Here is a 17,858-nt window from a genome sequence, read left to right as displayed (position 1 = left end):
TTAAACTAGAAGATCTGTATTATACTTCTTCTGTTGTCTTATAAAATGACTTTTGAGCATTATCCATATTTAGAATTTGTTTCAATATATTGTCTATTCTTGTAATTTCAGACTTCCAGTCCCTAGACCAATCTTGTGACCAAATTCTCTCTATTCTCCATCCACGAGACTCCAACAGTTCCTGTCTAGTTTTATCACGATCACGAGCATAGGGCGTAGAATGAAATAATGCTCCATCACACTCTATTCCTAAAATAAAATTAGTTTGAATAACTGGATGATGAACTCCTAAATCGATATAAAAGCCACTTGATCCAATCTCAGCTGATACCTTATAGCCTAACTCTTCTAAACGGCGTTGGACATTTTTGCTGAATGAGCTTGTTTTTCGCGTAGTAATTGCACCGCCAATACCAAAGGAATCTAAGATAGCTTTTGCTTCAGGATAATTTTTATCATTGATTGCCTTTGCATATTTAAGATATCTTCCAAATAAAACCAAATCAGGGTTTTTTGTAAAATCTTTTTCTTCTGCTGGAATTAGATTTGGATCAAATGAGCAGAATACTTCTATGCTTTGTTTTGCACGAGTGATCGCAACATTTAGACGCCGCCCACCACCTTGTTTCGAAAGTGGACCAAAATTCATATACAATTTTCTACCTTGTGCAGAAGGTGCATATCCAACTGAAATGAGCACTAAATCTCTTTCATCTCCTTGAACATTTTCCAAGTTTTTCACGAAAAAAGGTATATCTGATTCGCCATCACTTAGCATTCTTGCTCTTTTTATATTATTTTTAAAACTTACATCAGAAAGTATTCTACGTTCGATAGCATCTTCAATTGCTAGCATTTGCGATTGTCCCATCGCAATCACACCCAAAGATTTTTCAGGATAAATTTGGAATAACAGAGCTAATCTGTCGACTAAGGCATCAGCCTCCACATTATTGCCTTCCTTTTGATTAAAATATGCATTATTTATTTGATGAAACTTAATAACTTCACCTTCAGTTAAATAATATGGGTTAGGGACTGCAATTAATCTGCCTCCATAAAATGCTCTATTTGAAAATGCAATTAGGGATTCAGAGCGGCTTCTATAATGCCATTCTAATATTTCAGAAGGATAAATTTGGGAAGCTAAATCTAATATACTTTGCGATAAATCCGATTCATTTTCATCGTCATCATCGTCAATAAATTCAATTGCTGAAAAGAAGTTTGTAGGGGGCATTTGTTTTGGATCACCTACAACAACCATAGAATTTGCTCTATAAATCGAGGGTATTGCATCTTCAACTCTTACTTGGGATGCCTCGTCGAAAATAATAATATCAAAAAGCCCCATTTCCATAGGTAGTATTTGGCTAATGCTTAAGGGACTCATTAACCAACAAGGCTTAAGTTTTAACATTGTAGAAAGTGCTCCACGCTCCATAATTTCACGTGGCGAAAGAACCTTACGTTGTTTGTTAGCTTCTTTCTTGAGTAAACTTAATCCTTCAAATTCCCCAACACCATTTCCCCATCTTTTGGAAACAGCATTATTTACGAATTCACGTGCAGAAAGTCGGTGTTCTGTTTCAATTTTTTTAAAGGATTCAATTTTTGTATGAAAATTATTTCGATCGAAATTTCTTAACCCAGGATATTGTGTAATGATTTCATCTATCCACCATTTGATCACTAAAGAAATAACGTATTGGTCCCAGGAGTCATCAATAGGAATGAGATTTTTAATTATTAGTTCTTTTGATAAATCACAATTAAAAGATGATCTTATGCTGTTTAAACATAAATCTATCTTATCTAATACTTCTAAATCTATCATCTTTTCAATAAGTAGATCATAATTATAATTTTCATTATCAGTATCTGAGACTAGTGGTTTTTCGAAATACTGATTTAGATTATCTTTTAACTTATCTAGTATCTCAATTTGCTCTTCCAAGTTAATTTTTGTCTGAGATAAGTCAGTAAATATTTTTTTAATTTTTATAGCAGATTGGCTGTTATAACTAGAGAGTTCAGGATTCGAGACTAAGCCTAATGTCCTCATGGCATCCCCGATACTAGTTATGGTTTTAAGTATTGGATTAATTGCATTGAAGGCTAGAATTATTTTTTCTGGATCTGACTCATTACTCTCTAATGGGAGTAACTTATTTTGAGTGATGGATTTGAATGATTTTATTGCTTCTTTTACTAATCGATATGATTTAAATGACTTATTTGTTCTATCCCAATTCGTTAGGAATTGACGTCTAAAACTCCTCATTCTCCAAAAATTTGGGGTGAACCAATCAAATACACTACGAGAAATAGAATAGTACATTTCAAGTTGTCGAATTATTTCGTCATCAGCGTTTTTATTTATCAAATCAAAATGAGACTTCTCGCTGTTAATTGTTTGTATTATTTCCTGGATTTCTTTTTGATATATCATTAAGCCAGATAAATCAGAATAAAACATGTCTGCAAATTCAAACCATTCAGAAGGTAGAGATAATTGACTTAACTCCATTAACTCATTAGATGAGGGGAGCGCTTCGATATTATTCACTCCAAGATCTTCAATCTGTATTTTAATTGCGGATATTGATTGTTCAGTGAGTTTAATTTTTTCGACCAAATCTGACATTACTTGTATAAAGCTATTGGTCAAAATAGTGTCATTTTTCCTATGAAGCCATGGATGATTAGGAATATCTTTCACTCTTGCGGCATACGCTTGCAGTTCGCTTAATTTTCCGCAAATGCTATTTAAGTCATCAAATGAATATCTTGCAAATAAATTGGCAAATTGAATATTCATTTTAACGTTTATTTGCTCAGAATGTAGTGTAAGTAACTCAGAAATATTCAATCCACTTGGATTGTGAACTGTTTCTAGTATTCGGTAATAATTATTGATTTCTGATTTAAGATTATCGAGTTCATTTGTAAGCAAATCCCATTGCTTTTCAGCTTGAGGATCATGATTTGCTTCAGCTAGTTCTAGAAATGAGCTATATAAGCTTTGTTTATTTAAATCGCTACTATGAATAAGTACTGATTGAGATACTAGGTTAGCTTTTTTTAATCGAGCATATACAACATCCAACGCGGCTCTTTTTTCTGAAACAAATAGTACTTTTTTACCTTTTGATATACCTTCTGCAATAAGATTTGTAATTGTTTGACTTTTTCCAGTTCCAGGTGGTCCTTGTATTACTGTTACTTTGCCTTTTGTTGTTTGATCTATAGCTCTATGTTGAGATGAATCAATATTTACAACAAAAAAATTATCTCGCTCTTTATAATCATCGAGAGCTTTTGTTCTTTCGTATATTTCACCTTTATCAGTAGGGATAGGTTTTCCGAGAAATAACTCTGATAAAATGGGATGCATTTCTGAATATTCAAAAATAGAGTCATAATCTCTAAGAAGTACAGTGCGGCTTGCATTAAGATGGTCTATTAAGACAATATCAATTAAATAAAACTGGTTTGCATTGACTTTGCTATATAGCTCATACTCTTTTTTCGAGAGAGCTTCTTCCAGGTTAACTGGAATCCTATCAACAAGTTCTCCTTCTTCATTTTTTACTATTTTAAAACGGGGAGGAATTTTGGGAAGAGCATCAGTAAATGATTCATCATGAATTACTGATTTACCATATTTATCTAGATAATTCTTAAACTCTTGTAAAGCATCGGATACCTGGTCAGATTCGAAGTGCTCTGGAAGCTTTATACCTAATTTTTGCCGAAGTGCAAGGCGTAATGATGGATTCAATTGTACAATATTATCTTCTAGCTTTAGACTCCATTTTTTTCTTTTATCCTTAATAACATCTACTGCAATTTTAAAAATTGGTGAGATTAATAACTCATCTTGCCTATAATTTGCGCTATCCCTCCAACAAAGAAATGGACCTAAAAGCCAAGCTCCAGGCATACCATATTCACGTCTAAACTTATCATCAGCAAGTCTTATTTTATCAAGTCTCTTAATTAAATCTGTGTTTTTAGTTTCTTCTAATAGAAGATGTTTAGTTAGATCAAAATCTGAGTTATTCATCAAGTCTTGGAATCTTGATGACATTGAGCGCATGGGTACAAATTTTTCTGAAATAATATCGTTATAAATATCTTCTGCTTTTGGAGCTTTTGATAAATTAATGCAATGCCCCCGACTTTCGCGATAATAAATTTCTTTATTTCTACGTGATAAGTTAGCTAAAAGGTCTCTATAACGTAAAATTTGTTTTTTAATAAAATCTAAAATTGACACAGCTTAATTTCCAATATTAATAGAAAATCCATTTCTACGCGATCAATCCCTTTATTAAGATTAAGGAGCTAGTAACGTTCAAGCAATGATGGTAAGGTACCGTCCTAAGATTATTTCTTAAATTAACCTTTTTTATCCAATACGATGTTTTAATTTATTCAGTGTTGATTAAAAATTTTTTGATTGTATATTAATGATCAAAAATCTTCCAATGAAAATCTAAAATTAATGCTGTTAGTAATATATTTAACCGTGATGAAAATGGGATTGCCTATTACGCCTCATTAGGGTAGTACCCTAGAAAATCAAAGGATGTTGAGGTATGAATAACTTTCATAAAAGAAACTTATTTGAGCGAATGAAATTTTAATTATTTTATTATTTGATAAATGCTTTGCGCTTAGCTTGATTGTCTCAATTTATAGTATTCCAAATCCGTTAACTCTTTTTCTAAGGTTTCTATATCCTCAATAAGTGTTATAGCTTGATCGCTTTCGATATTAATACCTTTATTATAAATGCTATCTACATCAAGCCCCATAGAGTTTAATCTTATTGAAAGAGGAGGATGACTATCTGTTGGGTGACTAGTATGTGTATTTCCTATTTCATTTTTCATGAAATCTTGTGGTATTTCTTTACATATTTGTGCAAAAAAAGTTGATATATTTATAATCTGCTTTCCTTCTGATAATACCTTTTCCATTTGTTGCTGAGTATAAAGCCAAACATATTGGTATATATGGGCTTTTAATAAAGCCGAACTCATTTCTTCTTTAGAAGATATTTTTATACCCACTGAGTCTGCATTTAACTCTCTCTTTCTACTAATGGCTTTCTCTGATTTTTCGAACGCTCCAATAAAAATATTCATAAAAATAAATGAAGGAAGCAAAGATAATTGCGCTAATCCTTGCTCATTATTAGAAGTATCTAACGATAAAATTGTATCGTTAGCTCGTCTATATATGGGATAAAATTTCCTACTCCATTTTGTATCTTCCCCTATAAAATGCCCCATTTCATGACCAAGGATAGCTAAAAACTCATTTTTTGAAAGCACTCTACAAAAGGGTAATGATATAAATAAACTCCTCCCCTGAACATTACCATCCAAACATAAAATATTTGCTTCTGTAACAAAAAAGGTCGGATCCATACCTGCAATGATTGTACTAGGTGCGTTAGTCCCCACTTTTTTTGCAACCGATTCGACAGTTTGCCATATAGTTGGATATTTTCTTTTGTCGAGTATCTTGCCAAAAACTTTAGCCTCCACATCTTTTATTGGAATAAATGATTTAATTAATACGTATATTGCAGTAATACCAGCAACTATTCCTAGACTTACAATCAACCCCAAATGGACTTTTTCAAAATAAAATGATTCAGCAAAATAAATACTAAAAATGAGGATACTTGCATTGGCGATTACCAATATTGCAGCTGAAATTTGTGACAACAATAAGCCGGGTTTAAATAAATAAAAAAGAATATTTCTATTATTTCTAGACAAAAAACCTAAAGTAAAAATTACGCAAAAGAGTAATGCAGTAAATGCTAAAGTTATTGATGAATAATATTTTAAGTTGTTTATTTGGTTGAATTCATCGCACACAGAATTTAATGCTGGATCCAGATCCTTTTCATTGCACAAAGTATTAAGTTTTAATTGATTTAAAACTTGCGGATTTTCCCTGATATCTATGCCCTTTTTATCCTTAAAAAGTTGAACAACTGTCTCTTCATATTGATTTTCATAACCATTTGAGACCATCCAACCAACTAAAACGCCTAAAACGGGTATTAAAGTGGTTAAAAATATAATGAAAATCCATTTTCTAAAATTATCCATCTAGCTCTCGCGGGCGGAGTATCTTAATTTAAATTTTAGACCAAATTAAAAACACTTTTCAGAAGTACTATAAAAGAGGGAGCACAAAATTTTTATTTGTCTGACATAGTAAGAAATTATCAATGTTTCCTAAATCTTAGAAAAAAAATAGAATCTTCGCCTACTGAATGTAGGCCCGTGTATTAAATTACACGTTAACCGAACTATTCTGTACTGGAGCGTTAAGCATTATCAATTTATTATTTTGATTCTCGTTTATTTTATAAACGATGTAGCTTATTAAAATGGTGGCGACTAAAAGAAGTAACTCAATTACTATCCACTCAAATAAATACATCTTAATTTCTGATAATGAATGAGGAGGATAGTAAGTATTTATTATGTGGCTTAAAATTCCAGCTCCAATAAATGATATCCACCATATCGGAATAATTAAGGGCGCGGACAAATTTTTCCAACTTTCGCCAGTGTTCGTGGCATCGGGTTGGCTTGCCTTCCATATTTCAGCCACCGCCTTAAATGGCCAATAAAGGCAAAGTAAGGGAATATAAAAACTCCATACGGACAAAGCAGGAGTAAACTCTAGCCCAGTAATACGTAAAGAAGATAAATTCTTGTTTGCCCTATATATCCATAAAGAAAAAGAAACAGCACATAAAATAAATATAATAACATTATACCTTGTCATGCTATCACTGAAATTTAATGAACTGATAAAATCTTGTCGTATAAGCTCTGAAGGACTACTAATGAGATTGTTTAGTAAATAAATTGAATACATATAAGATGATACTAACACAATTTTAAGTAAAAAAAACAAAGAGAAAAAAATTAGAACGGCCGTAGTAAATAGAGCATTAGACTGATAGGTTGTTCCTTCAATTCTCATCTCCAAACTCCATAGTATATTACAGTCAGCAATAAATGGTGTAATAAATATAGTATAGTTAAAAAATAAGACTTTAATTTTAAACAAAGATAAAAGAAAACTTTATGAACATAGGAATTTGCCGACTCTGCAATCAAAAGGGAGAGCTGAGAGAAAGTCATATAGTGCCAAAATTAATTTTTAGATGGCTAATCAGAACTTCAGCAACAAGCTATCTACGATTTGGAACCCAGATAAATAAACGCGTTCAAGATGGTTTGAAACTTTACTGGCTTTGTTCTGATTGTGAATGCAAACTTTGTACATGGGAAACATATTTTTCTAATAAAATTTTTCGTCCTTTACGTCATGTAGATCATGTAAGTTACAATAATAATTTTTTAAAGTTTGCAGTATCGCTTTCTTGGCGAGTATTGAAGTACTTTCAAGAGTTAGGAGGATTAAACGACTTCGATGACAAAATAGTAAAGGCGTCAGATCAGGCTTTGTTAAATTGGAAAGAATTCCTCTTTAATAATAATAAAAATCCTGGAGGGTATGAGCAACATCTTTATAATTTCATAGGGGAAGTAAGTTCCGCACATAGTGAGTTACCTGTAAATATTAATCGTTATCTACAAAGATCTGTTGAAATAGATGTACAAGCAAGTAAAAATATTGCCTTTGTATACACTAAGCTACCCGGGTTATTGTGTATAGGATATATAAAGCTAAATGATTCAAAGCCATGGAGAAAAACAAGAATATGTGTTCACAACGGTAGAATTGAGCCCATGGAATATTCAATTCCATTAGAGCTTTGGGATATTATTAAACAAAAAGCTGAGGAATCGCAGGTTTTACAAAAATCAATTTCAGAAAAACAGCAAGATAAAATTAAACAGGATTATCTGGATAATATTCAGGAAGCTAACAAATCAGGAACTATCGAAGCATTATCTAAAGACATTAATCTATTTGGAATAGACTTAGTATTTGGTAAAAAATAAACTAATATAATTTTAAATCATCAGGTAATGCTTCTTGAGCAAGACCTTTAATTAATTGATATGGTTCATCATAAGCACATTTTTCATTAACTACTATAGAAAATTGTGAAAGTAGTAATTCAAATGGTTCTGGATGAAGTCTTTTACCCATAGGCTTGCAGCCTACTCCTAGATATGTAGGAAAAACTCTATCTAATCGAATAATTGAGTTTGGTTTCTCAGGATTATTGGATTCAGGTAAGCAAAAAAATTGAGGATAGTGTAACGCTCGAATACGAGCGACTAAAATAGGTCCAAAGGTTCCGGGTTGCAACATCGTAGAAATGCTGAAAAAAGGCGCGACCAAATAACTTGTTTTTTCTAATTGTGACGCAAGTCTTCTCTGTTCAGATGAGCTTATAGAATCCATATTACTAGCTTGTATAGCAGATAAAATTATAACGGGTCTTTTTTTTCCTTTCGAAATTATTAATTCCTCAGTATCACCTAAATTCAACTTTTTTATTGGCAACCGTTCACGACTTGTAAAATGTACACTACTCATTTGTTTTATTTCAAAATTTGTAACACAATGTTCATCGGGGGTAGCTCTTTCAATATCCAGTATTCTTGTTACTTCTTCTACATTTGGAGTTGGCACCCAATAAATACTTCCAGGTTCTGGTTTTGTGCTTGGTGTATCTTCAAGGAATGTACTAAATACTTGCAGTATACCCATAATTATTCCATGTTAAGTTAATCACTTAAAGTTGCTTGGCCTTCTAGCCCTGTATCAAGAGGTTCTTCATCTAACATGTTTAATCCCTCGTAATAAACTTGATCGTAGGAGCCATGAGCTATAATACTTTTCTGTGTCCTAATATCAATAAGTATCCGAAGTTTATTACGAGCCTCTTTTATTGCTTTAGAAGAAATTTTTTTCATTTGTATAACACGATAATCATTTGGATTTTTCTTAATACAATTGGTGAAGTTTAAAATATCTCCTGGACGAGCATTTCTCATTGGATTTGTTTTAAAATAGACATAATCAAGTAATTTAGTTAAATTTTGCTGATATCTTTTCATGTCTGCTTGAATTCTTGACTGTACAGAGACAGATACTTTCAAATCAGCCAAATTTTCTGTTCTTTGATAATCAGTAATTTTATAAAGCACGCAATCTTTACCGTTTTCTTGAGATGTTGAAGGGATCGTAATAATTTTTTTCTTTGTTTCTAATGTATCTATATCCTTCATAACATTTGTTGAGAAAGGGCCATAATGCAAAAATTTCCATTCCCAATTTGGGGTAGTCTTTCCCTGACATTCTTCTGCCAAATATACTTCTAATAAATATAAATATTTAATTAAAGAAGTTTTCAGTAATGGTGAGATACCACAATTATGCGCCTCTTCTAGAATACCTAGGATTAACTGTTCATTATTCATCTAAATTAAACTTTATCTGCATTTATTAATTATTATACATTACTTGTAATAAGTAATTCCAAAAAATAGCATAAGAAGGACATTTTGAATCATATCACCATGTTCTATAACAACCACAGGGGTATATTCTTAATGGGGCTATTTAAGTCCAAATCAATTTGAAGAGTATCTTTTTAATGAAAGTTGCTTAACTGGGGTGTCACATTTTGGGTTGACTACGTCAGTTTTTATTATGAATCCTTAGACATGTCAATCTGGTTACATCATTACATGAGCAGTGGGTTTAAATATCAATGCTAAATATTGATCAAATAACTTGATGCAATCACAGATGAGTTCTTCTAGTGTATTTATCTTTTCCAATATAAGGTATCTTGCCAGGTCATGCTCCTTACATTCTGTTGCTAATGCAAAAGTATATTTCCTACTATTAAATTCTCTGGTTATTGTTAATCCATTAAATAATCCGAAAGAAACTCTTCCATACATGGTCCTCTTTTCATCGCTATGTAAATAAGTTAATTGAGACCAAGGTAATAATAGAAATTTAGCATCTTCTATTATGCGCTTAAGAGGATCATTCAAAATGAATTGTTCATCGCGATAAAAATCTATCCATTCGTCATGGGTGCAGAACCTATAGGTGGCTACATCATCTGATCCTAGAAAATAGAAATAATCACATCCTAAAGCTTTGAGTTTGCGAAAAGCTTGATAAAGCTGTAATTCGAACTTCTCAGGAAAAAAATTATGTAAACTTCCAACTTTTTGAATTGTACAGAGATCCATACTGCTACTTTTTTACATCCAGTGTTATAATAATTTACTCAAACTTTACTTGGATGTAAATGAAAAAAGTTACAATGCTCTCTGCATTTTTAGGGACATTAATTGAGGTTTACGATTTCACTATATTTCCTTTTTTGCTCCCCATATTGTCCGAAGTATTTTTTCCTTCCCATGCAAAAAATAGTGCTATTAATTTTACCATCTTAGCTTATGTCATTAGCTATATTATTAAGCCATTTGGATCTATCGGGTTTGGCTATTTAATCGATTATTTTGGTCGAAAAAAAATATTGCTGTTTACAACAGTGTTAATGACTGTAGCAACTTCGGCAATAGCTTTACTACCTCCAAATTTAATGGGTATGTATTATGGTGCTGGTTTAATTATATGTAGAATTATTCAGGGACTTTCAATTTCAGGGGAGTTTTCTTCTGCTATTATCATGGCTGTCGAGCAAGGGAGAAAATATCCGGCATTTTTTGGCTGTTTCGCTTTTGTGGGCGGCAGTACGGGATTGTTACTGGCGAACCTTAGCATCTTGATTCTTCTTTCTTTAATTCCACATGAACAAATTATTCAATTTGCTTGGCGTATTCCATTTCTAATAGGTTCATTAGGATGTCTTGTTCTGCTCTGTATTCGGAAGAGGATTGATAATCATTTTCTTGATGAACAGATGCAATTATCGGGTTTTAAAAAACTTATCAAAAATTATAAAAAAGAATTGGGGCTTACATTTATAGTATCAAATCTTTCCGCGTCCGCTTTTTATATTACATTTATTTTTATGCCTACATTCTTATCAACTTTATTAAATCTTCATTCACACCAACAATCAATTCTAATAACATTAATTGCTCTTTTTACTTATTTATCAGCTTTACCTTTTGGAGGAATATTGGCTGATAAAATAGGGGTTCTTAGACAAATAAAAATTGCATCAGTACTTTATTTGCTATTCTCATATGGGATTTTTGCTGTAATACCTCAGTTGGAAGGATTTCATTGCATGATAGTATTAGTCCTCTTTGCAATGATTCAAGCTTTTCTAAATTCAGCATTACCTGCATTTATAGTAACCCAATTCAAATTAAATCAGAGGGGAAGGGCGCTTGCCATTTCATATAACATCAGTTTGACATTATTCGGTGGATTAATGCCTTATTTAATTGTAACCTCCGAAAATCATCTGAATCCTGGCATTCCTATAAGTATTTGTGCCGCTCTATGTTTGATATTTATTCATTTTACAGGAAGAAAATATGGTTATTTACGAAGTGAACTTAACTATTCATGAAGACGTTTATACACAATTCCAATTATGGTTAAAAGAGCATGTAAAAGAAATGCTTCAATTTCCTGGATTTATAAAAGCTCGTATTTTAAGGCCGGAAGCTGAGAGTTCCTTGAGCCAAGAAAAGCTAACAGTACAATATCAATTAGAAGATAGAGAATCACTCGCTGTTTATTTTAATCAATCTGCAGCAAAAATGCGTGAAGATGGTATTAATCGATTCAAAGACAAATTCTCAGCCGAAAGAAGGATTTTCGAAGTGCAGGAAAATATTTTGAAATAATTATACGTTTAACACGTATAGTATATTGTATAAATACATTTTATAGGTATATAATGCATTTGCTTACATACACGTCAATGTATATCTATAAGGATGCAATTATGGAAAAAAAGGTTTTTAAAGAAGCAGAGGCAGCAAACTATATTTGTATGAGTCGTTCTTTTCTCTCTCAAGATAGGGCTTATGGAACTTTAGCAAATAGGACGCCTGGACCAAAATATATAAAGATAGGCCGATCTGTTAGATATTTAAAAGATGATCTTGACTCTTGGTTAGAACTGCACAGAAAATAATAAAGCTGTGATTAGATCACGGCTTTTCAAAACTAATATGTCTGAATTGCTCCGATACAGTATCTTTTAGTAAAGCATCTATCTGCGCAGCAAAAGGTTCATGGAAGGATGGGCGGCGAGGAAAAATTCTATCGTTTATCCAATAAACCGGCCATCCATCAGTAGTTTCAATACAATCTTTAGCAAAATTTGTAATTTTAAATTTTTCTTCAATTTGAATACAGCCACGTAAAAAGCTATCAACATAGGATTGGACAATTGGGAAGTCTTTAGTAGGAAGTTGATTTTCCGTTGAGGCTATAGTGTATATCCAAACTTGTTTTTGAGTTGAAAAGTTGGAAGATTGAGAGAGGAATACGAAATTCTCTGGATTAATTTGTTCTCTGCAATAAAAGCTTTCTCTTTTATCATAACTTTTAATGTTTGCCGGTTCGCTCAATTTGTAACTTACACCAATAAAAGATGAGCTTTTATTTTCAATGGCAGATAAAAATGTGGCATTAACTCCAGGTAAATTACCGTGTCCTGCCCAAATTCTTTTATATCCTTTTACCAAAATGGGAACACTCTCTTCAGCAGATGGATCTGTTCTTTTTTTGGATGCCTCATCAATTAAACTTCCATAGCCGACAATATATTGTGAAAGATTAGGATTAATGTCTGGGTGACAGTCAAAAGCAAAAGAATGGAGTGAGAACAACATTAAAAAAAATAACTCAAATTTCTTCATACAACTTTACTGTGTGTTTTTCCGTTTAATTAGTACCATGATACAATAAATTTGCACTTTATATGCACTTTATAAATTAAAACTTTGTTGGGGGGAATCCTTAACTCCTTGATTTATATGGTCGGAGTGACAAGAATCGAACTTGCGACCCCTGCCCTCCCGAAGGCAGTGCTCTACCAGGCTGAGCTACACTCCGCGCTGAGCAATAAGTAGTCTGGTACTGATAAATCTTGTGTTGACATCCCTGGTTTGCACGATACTCAGACTACTTAATACTAAAAAAATTAATAGCTTCTTTGCAAAGCAAATTGTGCCAAATTGATAAGCGCTTCTTTATATTTTGAATCGGGCAATATCATCAACGAGGATAATGCTTTGTCGATTTCTTGTGCTGCTATTTTTTTTGTATATTCTATTGCTTTTGTTTCTTCCAATGCGATAAGAATTTCAGGTAAGAAATCCAGGCTGCCTTGTTTCAGGCTGCTCATGATTTGCTGTTTCTGCAGTTCAGTTCCATGTTGTAATGCATGAATTAAAGGTAACGTAGCTTTCCCATCAGCTAAGTCGTCTCCTATGTTTTTGCCTATAGTTTTGGCATCAGAACAATAATCTAGAGCATCATCTATAAGCTGGAAGGCATTACCTAAATGGAGGCCATAGGAATAGAGACTGTCTTGCAGTTCTTTAGACGCGTTGCTGATCATGGGACCTATACAGGCAGCAGCTGCAAATAAAAGAGCCGTCTTCGCACGAATTACATCAAAATATTCATCAAAAGTTAATGCAGGGTTATGGCGGTTGGATAGTTGTTTTACTTCCCCACAGCTGATCTCGAGTGCGGTTTTGGCAAAGAGCTTAAGTACGGCTGTATTGCCGGAATCAACAATAAGCTCTATTGATTGGGTAAAGAGATAATCCCCAACCAGAATACTTGCTTTGCTGCCCCAGATGTCGTTTGCTGTCTGACGTCCTCTTCTTAGTGTAGATTCGTCAATAACATCATCGTGAAGTAAAGTGGCTGTGTGAAAAAACTCAACCATCGCAGCCAGAGTAATATGCTCTTTACCTTGGTAACCACATGCATTACTTGCTAAAAGAACCAACAATGGTCGTAGTCTTTTGCCGCCACTTTGTATTATATGGTGGGACATATCATCAATTAAGCCAATTTGCGATTCAATTTTATTTACAATTAAAGTATTAACTGCATCAAAATCGTCACTAACTAGTGCGCGTATACTGTCAATCGCCATTGTTTGTCCTCTACGATTCAATCAACAAATGCTAAGGTTTGAGCATACGAATTGTCAAGTAAAACTGGGGTTTACTTGAACTCATACATTAAATCGGAAATGCATTACATCTCCATCACAAACGATATAATCCTTGCCTTCCAGGCGTAACTTTCCGGCTTCCTTAGCACCTTGTTCACCTTTACACGCGATAAATGCATCGTATGCTATGACTTCTGCACGGATGAAACCTTTTTCAAAATCAGAGTGGATAACACCTGCTGCTTGCGGTGCTGTAGCTCCTTTAGGAATGGTCCAGGCTCTCACTTCTTTTACTCCAGCGGTGAAATAAGTTTGTAATCCTAACAACTCATAACCTGCACGAATCACTCGATGCAACCCTGGCTCGCTTAACCCTAAATCTTCCATGAACTCTTGGCGATCTGCTTCATCCAATTCGACCAATTCTGCCTCAGTTGCTGCACAGAGAGCGACAATACTGGCTTTTTCTTGCAAGGCTAAGTTACGCACTTTATCCAGTAATGGATTGTTTTCATAACCATTGTCATCGACATTTGCAATATAGAGTACTGGTTTTGCGGTGAGTAGAAATAGACGGCGTGCAATAGGTTCTTCCTCGGCACTTAATTCAAGAGTACGGACAGGGAAACCTTCATCAAGATGTGTCTTGATTTTTTCCAAGGTTTTCATTTCAAAAATTGCCTCTTTATTACCGCTACGGCTATTTTTTCCTGCTTTTAAGATGGCCTTTTCAACAGTTTCCATATCTGCTAAAGCCAATTCTGTATTAATTACTTCGATATCACTGAGTGGGTTCACACGACCTTCAACGTGCACTACATCAGTATTTTCAAAACAACGGACTACATGTGCAATTGCATCAGTTTCGCGAATATTGGCTAAAAACTGATTCCCTAAGCCTTCGCCTTTGGATGCTCCTTTCACAATGCCAGCAATATCAACAAATTGCATGGTGGCTGGGAGCGCTTGTTGTGGTTTTACTATCTCACTCAAAGCATCAAGACGGGGATCGGGAACAGTAACTATCCCGACATTGGGTTCAATAGTGCAGAAAGGATAGTTTGCTGCTTCAATACCTGCTTTGGTGAGTGCATTGAACAGAGTTGATTTACCAACATTGGGCAAGCCCACTATGCCGCATTTAAATCCCATGAGTAATACCTCTAATTGTTAAAACTATCGTGAGTCCGACATAAAAAGCAGAAAGTAACGTTCTACTTTTATGTCGTTAAACGGACGTTATCCCATAAAAATGTGAAACATTTTGTATGGGATTCATTCTAAATTATTAAGTTCGATATAAAAGGATAACTTATCTGTTTATATCGAACACACCTTAAAACCAAACTAACTGTTACTCCGTAATCTTATTCAGATCGAATAGGATTTTTTACCTTGCGAAGATGCAGTACCTAAACGTTCAATTGATTCATTGCTCTGGCCAAATCACCAGATAAGGCTAAGGGCATTGCCGCGATGCCTCTATCAATTGCATCATAAATTAATTGTCTGTCTTGTGCTGAGGGTTTACCGAGCACAAATTGATGAACTAAATCTCTATGGCCTGGATGGCCAATTCCAATTCGTAAGCGGTGAAACTCCGGGCTACCTAATTGGGCTATTATATCTCTTAAGCCATTATGACCGCCATGGCCTCCACCTGTTTTAAGTTTAATGCGTCCTGGAGGTAAATCCAGTTCATCATGTACAACCAGTATTTCTTCGGGTTGAATTCGGTAAAATTGACTAATAAGCCGAGTAGGCTGACCGCTGTGGTTCATAAAAGATATCGGCAAAACCAATTTACCTGAATGCTGATTTAATTCTAAATCAGCCAGTTCGGCTTGCATTTTCTTTTCCAATTTGAAAAAGACACTATGTCGCTGAGCTAAGGCGGAGACTAACCATGCACCGGCATTATGACGCGTATGTTCATAGACTGATCCGGGGTTACGCAAACCAATGATAAGTTTTATAGCCATGATATAGCTCTTTGATAGGGGTCGTAATTCTTGAGCTTATATAGCCAGGGCAAAGCGCTTAGGTAAACCCGGGTAAGTTTACACAAAATTTCCCGGGTTTTACTGTCGCATCACCGCGACTACGGTTTACATTTTTTCAATCAAACTTGAATATTACTCTTCATTTTTCTCAGCGCTAACAGTTGGCACAGCAGATGCTGGAACTTCTGTCGCTTCAGCTGCTTCTTCTGTTACATTTGCTCTGGGCATGTGAATGCTTACAACAGGCGCGTCATGACTTCCATCTGTAACATCAACAGTCAGTTGTACCCCTTTAGGCAATTTTAAATGAGATAAATGAACAACATCATCCATTTTAACGCCCGACATGTCTACTGTGATAAATTCAGGTAGATCTTTTGCTTGGCAACGGATTTCTACTTGAGTCATAGTATGGTTAATGATACCACCAGCTTTAATCCCTGGAGCTTTATCTTCGTTGACAAAGTGAACAGGTACTAATTTAATCAAAATGTCGGTTTTAGAAACGCGTTGTAAATCCATATGCATTACAACAGGCTTGTAGGGATGACGTTGCAATGCTTTTAAAATAACATGTTCAACTTTGCCATCGATTGTAATATCAAAAACACTGGAATAGATACTTTCAGTTTCCAAAGCTTTAACTACTTTGTTATGTTGAAAATGAATTGACATTGGCTTTTTATCACCACCGTAAATTACAGCAGGTACTTTATTTTCAAGACGACGTAGGCGGCGGCTCGCACCTTTCCCCATATCCGTTCTTGTTTGTGCTTCTAAAAGGATGTTTGACATTATATACTCCAAAAATTGATATAAGTTCTTTGTAACTATTCCGCACAGCGACTCAATCTGGCGTATTACCAAGATGTAAATGTGGTGAATTGATACAGTTCCTTTAAAATTTAATCCGCGACCAGATTAAACACCGGATAATGAATTAAAAAATCCGGAAAGGGTGGCGAAGTATACAATATTTTAAAATGAACTTGAAGTCATAGCCATAATTTCATAGAATATGCGACTTTATTGAATTTGTGATAGCCAATCAGGCGAATTGGAGAAATATTATGTATGCGGTAATCAAAACTGGCGGTAAGCAATACACCGTGAAGGAAGGTGATGTGTTAAAAATTGAATTACTGCCTGAAGATGTTGGCAATGAAATACAATTTGAAGAAGTATTAATGTTGGCTGATGGTGATACAATTGTTTGTGGTACACCATTAGTTGCCAAGGCAACAGTGAAAGCCGAAGTGCTTGATCATGGTCGTCACAAAAAAGTTAAAATTATCAAGTTTCGTCGTCGTAAGCACCACAGAAAACAAATGGGGCACAGACAATATTATTCGCAAGTTAAAATTACTGCGATAAGCAAGTAAGAGAGGATAGCAATGGCTCATAAGAAAGCAGGTGGTAGTACTCGTAACGGCCGCGACTCGAATCCCAAGTATCTTGGAGTAAAGCGTTATGGCGGTCAATTCGTTAATGCGGGTGAAATAATTGTAAGACAACGTGGTACACGTTTTCATCCAGGGCCTGGTGTAGGCTGTGGTCGTGATCATACCTTGTATGCCTTGGTTGAAGGTTTAGTACAATTTGTTGTCAAGGGTGACAAAAATCGTAAATACGTAACTATAGTTGCAGAAGCACAAGAAGCTGCTAACTAATTCCTACGGGAAACCAATATGCCGCGTACAGCGGCCTTGGTGTTATGATGTATTCTGGATTATGGTTTTACTTAA

The 17,858-nt window shown here is 34.3% G+C and carries 17 protein-coding genes and 1 tRNA gene; 6 read left to right on the top strand and 12 right to left on the bottom strand.

Features of this window, described 5'->3' with window-relative positions; genetic code table 11:
- Positions 1–19 precede the first annotated feature (19 nt).
- The 3 genes from DGG96_RS17015 to DGG96_RS17005 form a co-directional block, all read right to left on the bottom strand.
- Positions 20–4,282 carry an AAA domain-containing protein gene (locus DGG96_RS17015; protein ID WP_110143743.1) on the bottom strand — a complete coding sequence of 1,421 codons (4,263 nt, stop codon included), beginning with the start codon at positions 4,280–4,282 and terminating at the stop codon, positions 20–22.
- Between the two features lie 400 nt (positions 4,283–4,682).
- Complete coding sequence (locus DGG96_RS17010) at positions 4,683–6,137, bottom strand: M48 family metallopeptidase (RefSeq protein WP_110143742.1); 1,455 nt, start codon at positions 6,135–6,137, stop codon at positions 4,683–4,685.
- Positions 6,138–6,324: 187 nt separating this feature from the next.
- Positions 6,325–7,026: a DUF4328 domain-containing protein gene (locus DGG96_RS17005; protein ID WP_110143741.1), complete on the bottom strand. Its 702-nt coding sequence runs from the start codon at positions 7,024–7,026 to the stop codon at positions 6,325–6,327.
- A 104-nt stretch (positions 7,027–7,130) separates the two neighbouring features.
- Between DGG96_RS17005 and DGG96_RS17000 the strand changes: the two genes are divergently transcribed.
- Complete coding sequence (locus DGG96_RS17000; protein WP_110143740.1) at positions 7,131–8,015, top strand: hypothetical protein; 885 nt, start codon at positions 7,131–7,133, stop codon at positions 8,013–8,015.
- A gap of 1 nt (position 8,016) precedes the next feature.
- Here the strand turns inward: DGG96_RS17000 and DGG96_RS16995 are convergent, their stop codons facing one another.
- The 3 genes from DGG96_RS16995 to DGG96_RS16985 form a co-directional block, all read right to left on the bottom strand.
- Positions 8,017–8,733, bottom strand: coding sequence for a hypothetical protein (locus DGG96_RS16995; RefSeq protein WP_110143739.1), 717 nt, complete (start codon positions 8,731–8,733; stop codon positions 8,017–8,019).
- Positions 8,734–8,750: 17 nt separating this feature from the next.
- The gene (locus DGG96_RS16990) at positions 8,751–9,446 is read right to left on the bottom strand and encodes a hypothetical protein (protein ID WP_110143738.1); all 696 of its coding nucleotides are present in this window, start codon (positions 9,444–9,446) and stop codon (positions 8,751–8,753) included.
- A 258-nt stretch (positions 9,447–9,704) separates the two neighbouring features.
- Positions 9,705–10,235 (bottom strand): autoinducer binding domain-containing protein, encoded by a 531-nt coding sequence (locus DGG96_RS16985; protein ID WP_110143737.1) that lies wholly within the window; start codon positions 10,233–10,235, stop codon positions 9,705–9,707.
- Positions 10,236–10,294: 59 nt separating this feature from the next.
- Here DGG96_RS16985 and DGG96_RS16980 point away from each other — a divergent pair, with 59 nt between their 5' ends.
- The 3 genes from DGG96_RS16980 to DGG96_RS16970 all read left to right on the top strand — a co-directional run bounded on the left by DGG96_RS16980 (position 10,295) and on the right by DGG96_RS16970 (position 12,106).
- The gene (locus DGG96_RS16980) at positions 10,295–11,533 is read left to right on the top strand and encodes an MFS transporter (protein ID WP_110143736.1); all 1,239 of its coding nucleotides are present in this window, start codon (positions 10,295–10,297) and stop codon (positions 11,531–11,533) included.
- Positions 11,499–11,813: a DUF4286 family protein gene (locus DGG96_RS16975; RefSeq protein WP_110143735.1), complete on the top strand. Its 315-nt coding sequence runs from the start codon at positions 11,499–11,501 to the stop codon at positions 11,811–11,813. The genes DGG96_RS16980 and DGG96_RS16975 overlap by 35 nt, the downstream gene beginning before the upstream one ends.
- A gap of 101 nt (positions 11,814–11,914) precedes the next feature.
- Positions 11,915–12,106: a helix-turn-helix transcriptional regulator gene (locus DGG96_RS16970; protein ID WP_110143734.1), complete on the top strand. Its 192-nt coding sequence runs from the start codon at positions 11,915–11,917 to the stop codon at positions 12,104–12,106.
- A gap of 16 nt (positions 12,107–12,122) precedes the next feature.
- Here the strand turns inward: DGG96_RS16970 and DGG96_RS16965 are convergent, their stop codons facing one another.
- The 6 genes from DGG96_RS16965 to DGG96_RS16940 form a co-directional block, all read right to left on the bottom strand.
- Positions 12,123–12,836, bottom strand: a complete 714-nt coding sequence (locus DGG96_RS16965) for a gamma-glutamylcyclotransferase family protein (RefSeq protein ID WP_110143733.1) — start codon at positions 12,834–12,836, stop codon at positions 12,123–12,125.
- Between the two features lie 118 nt (positions 12,837–12,954).
- Positions 12,955–13,032 (bottom strand) — tRNA-Pro (locus tag DGG96_RS16960).
- A gap of 88 nt (positions 13,033–13,120) precedes the next feature.
- Positions 13,121–14,089, bottom strand: coding sequence for a polyprenyl synthetase family protein (locus tag DGG96_RS16955; protein WP_110143732.1), 969 nt, complete (start codon positions 14,087–14,089; stop codon positions 13,121–13,123).
- An 81-nt stretch (positions 14,090–14,170) separates the two neighbouring features.
- Positions 14,171–15,262, bottom strand: a complete 1,092-nt coding sequence (ychF, locus tag DGG96_RS16950; RefSeq protein WP_110143731.1) for a redox-regulated ATPase YchF — start codon at positions 15,260–15,262, stop codon at positions 14,171–14,173.
- Positions 15,263–15,522: 260 nt separating this feature from the next.
- Positions 15,523–16,092 (bottom strand): aminoacyl-tRNA hydrolase, encoded by a 570-nt coding sequence (gene pth, locus DGG96_RS16945; protein ID WP_110143730.1) that lies wholly within the window; start codon positions 16,090–16,092, stop codon positions 15,523–15,525.
- Positions 16,093–16,245: 153 nt separating this feature from the next.
- On the bottom strand, positions 16,246–16,908 hold the full coding sequence (locus DGG96_RS16940) for a 50S ribosomal protein L25/general stress protein Ctc (RefSeq protein ID WP_110143729.1): 663 nt from the start codon (positions 16,906–16,908) through the stop codon (positions 16,246–16,248).
- Positions 16,909–17,183: 275 nt separating this feature from the next.
- Between DGG96_RS16940 and rplU the strand changes: the two genes are divergently transcribed.
- Both rplU and rpmA read left to right on the top strand, forming a co-directional pair.
- A complete protein-coding gene (gene rplU, locus DGG96_RS16935; protein ID WP_110143728.1) occupies positions 17,184–17,495 on the top strand; it encodes a 50S ribosomal protein L21 in 312 nt (103 codons plus the stop codon).
- Positions 17,496–17,507: 12 nt separating this feature from the next.
- Complete coding sequence (rpmA, locus tag DGG96_RS16930) at positions 17,508–17,783, top strand: 50S ribosomal protein L27 (protein WP_110143727.1); 276 nt, start codon at positions 17,508–17,510, stop codon at positions 17,781–17,783.
- Positions 17,784–17,858 lie beyond the last annotated feature (75 nt).

The organism is Legionella qingyii, assembly GCF_003184185.1.
Note: the sequence above shows the minus strand (reverse complement) of the source record. Positions and strands in the feature narration are given on the sequence as shown.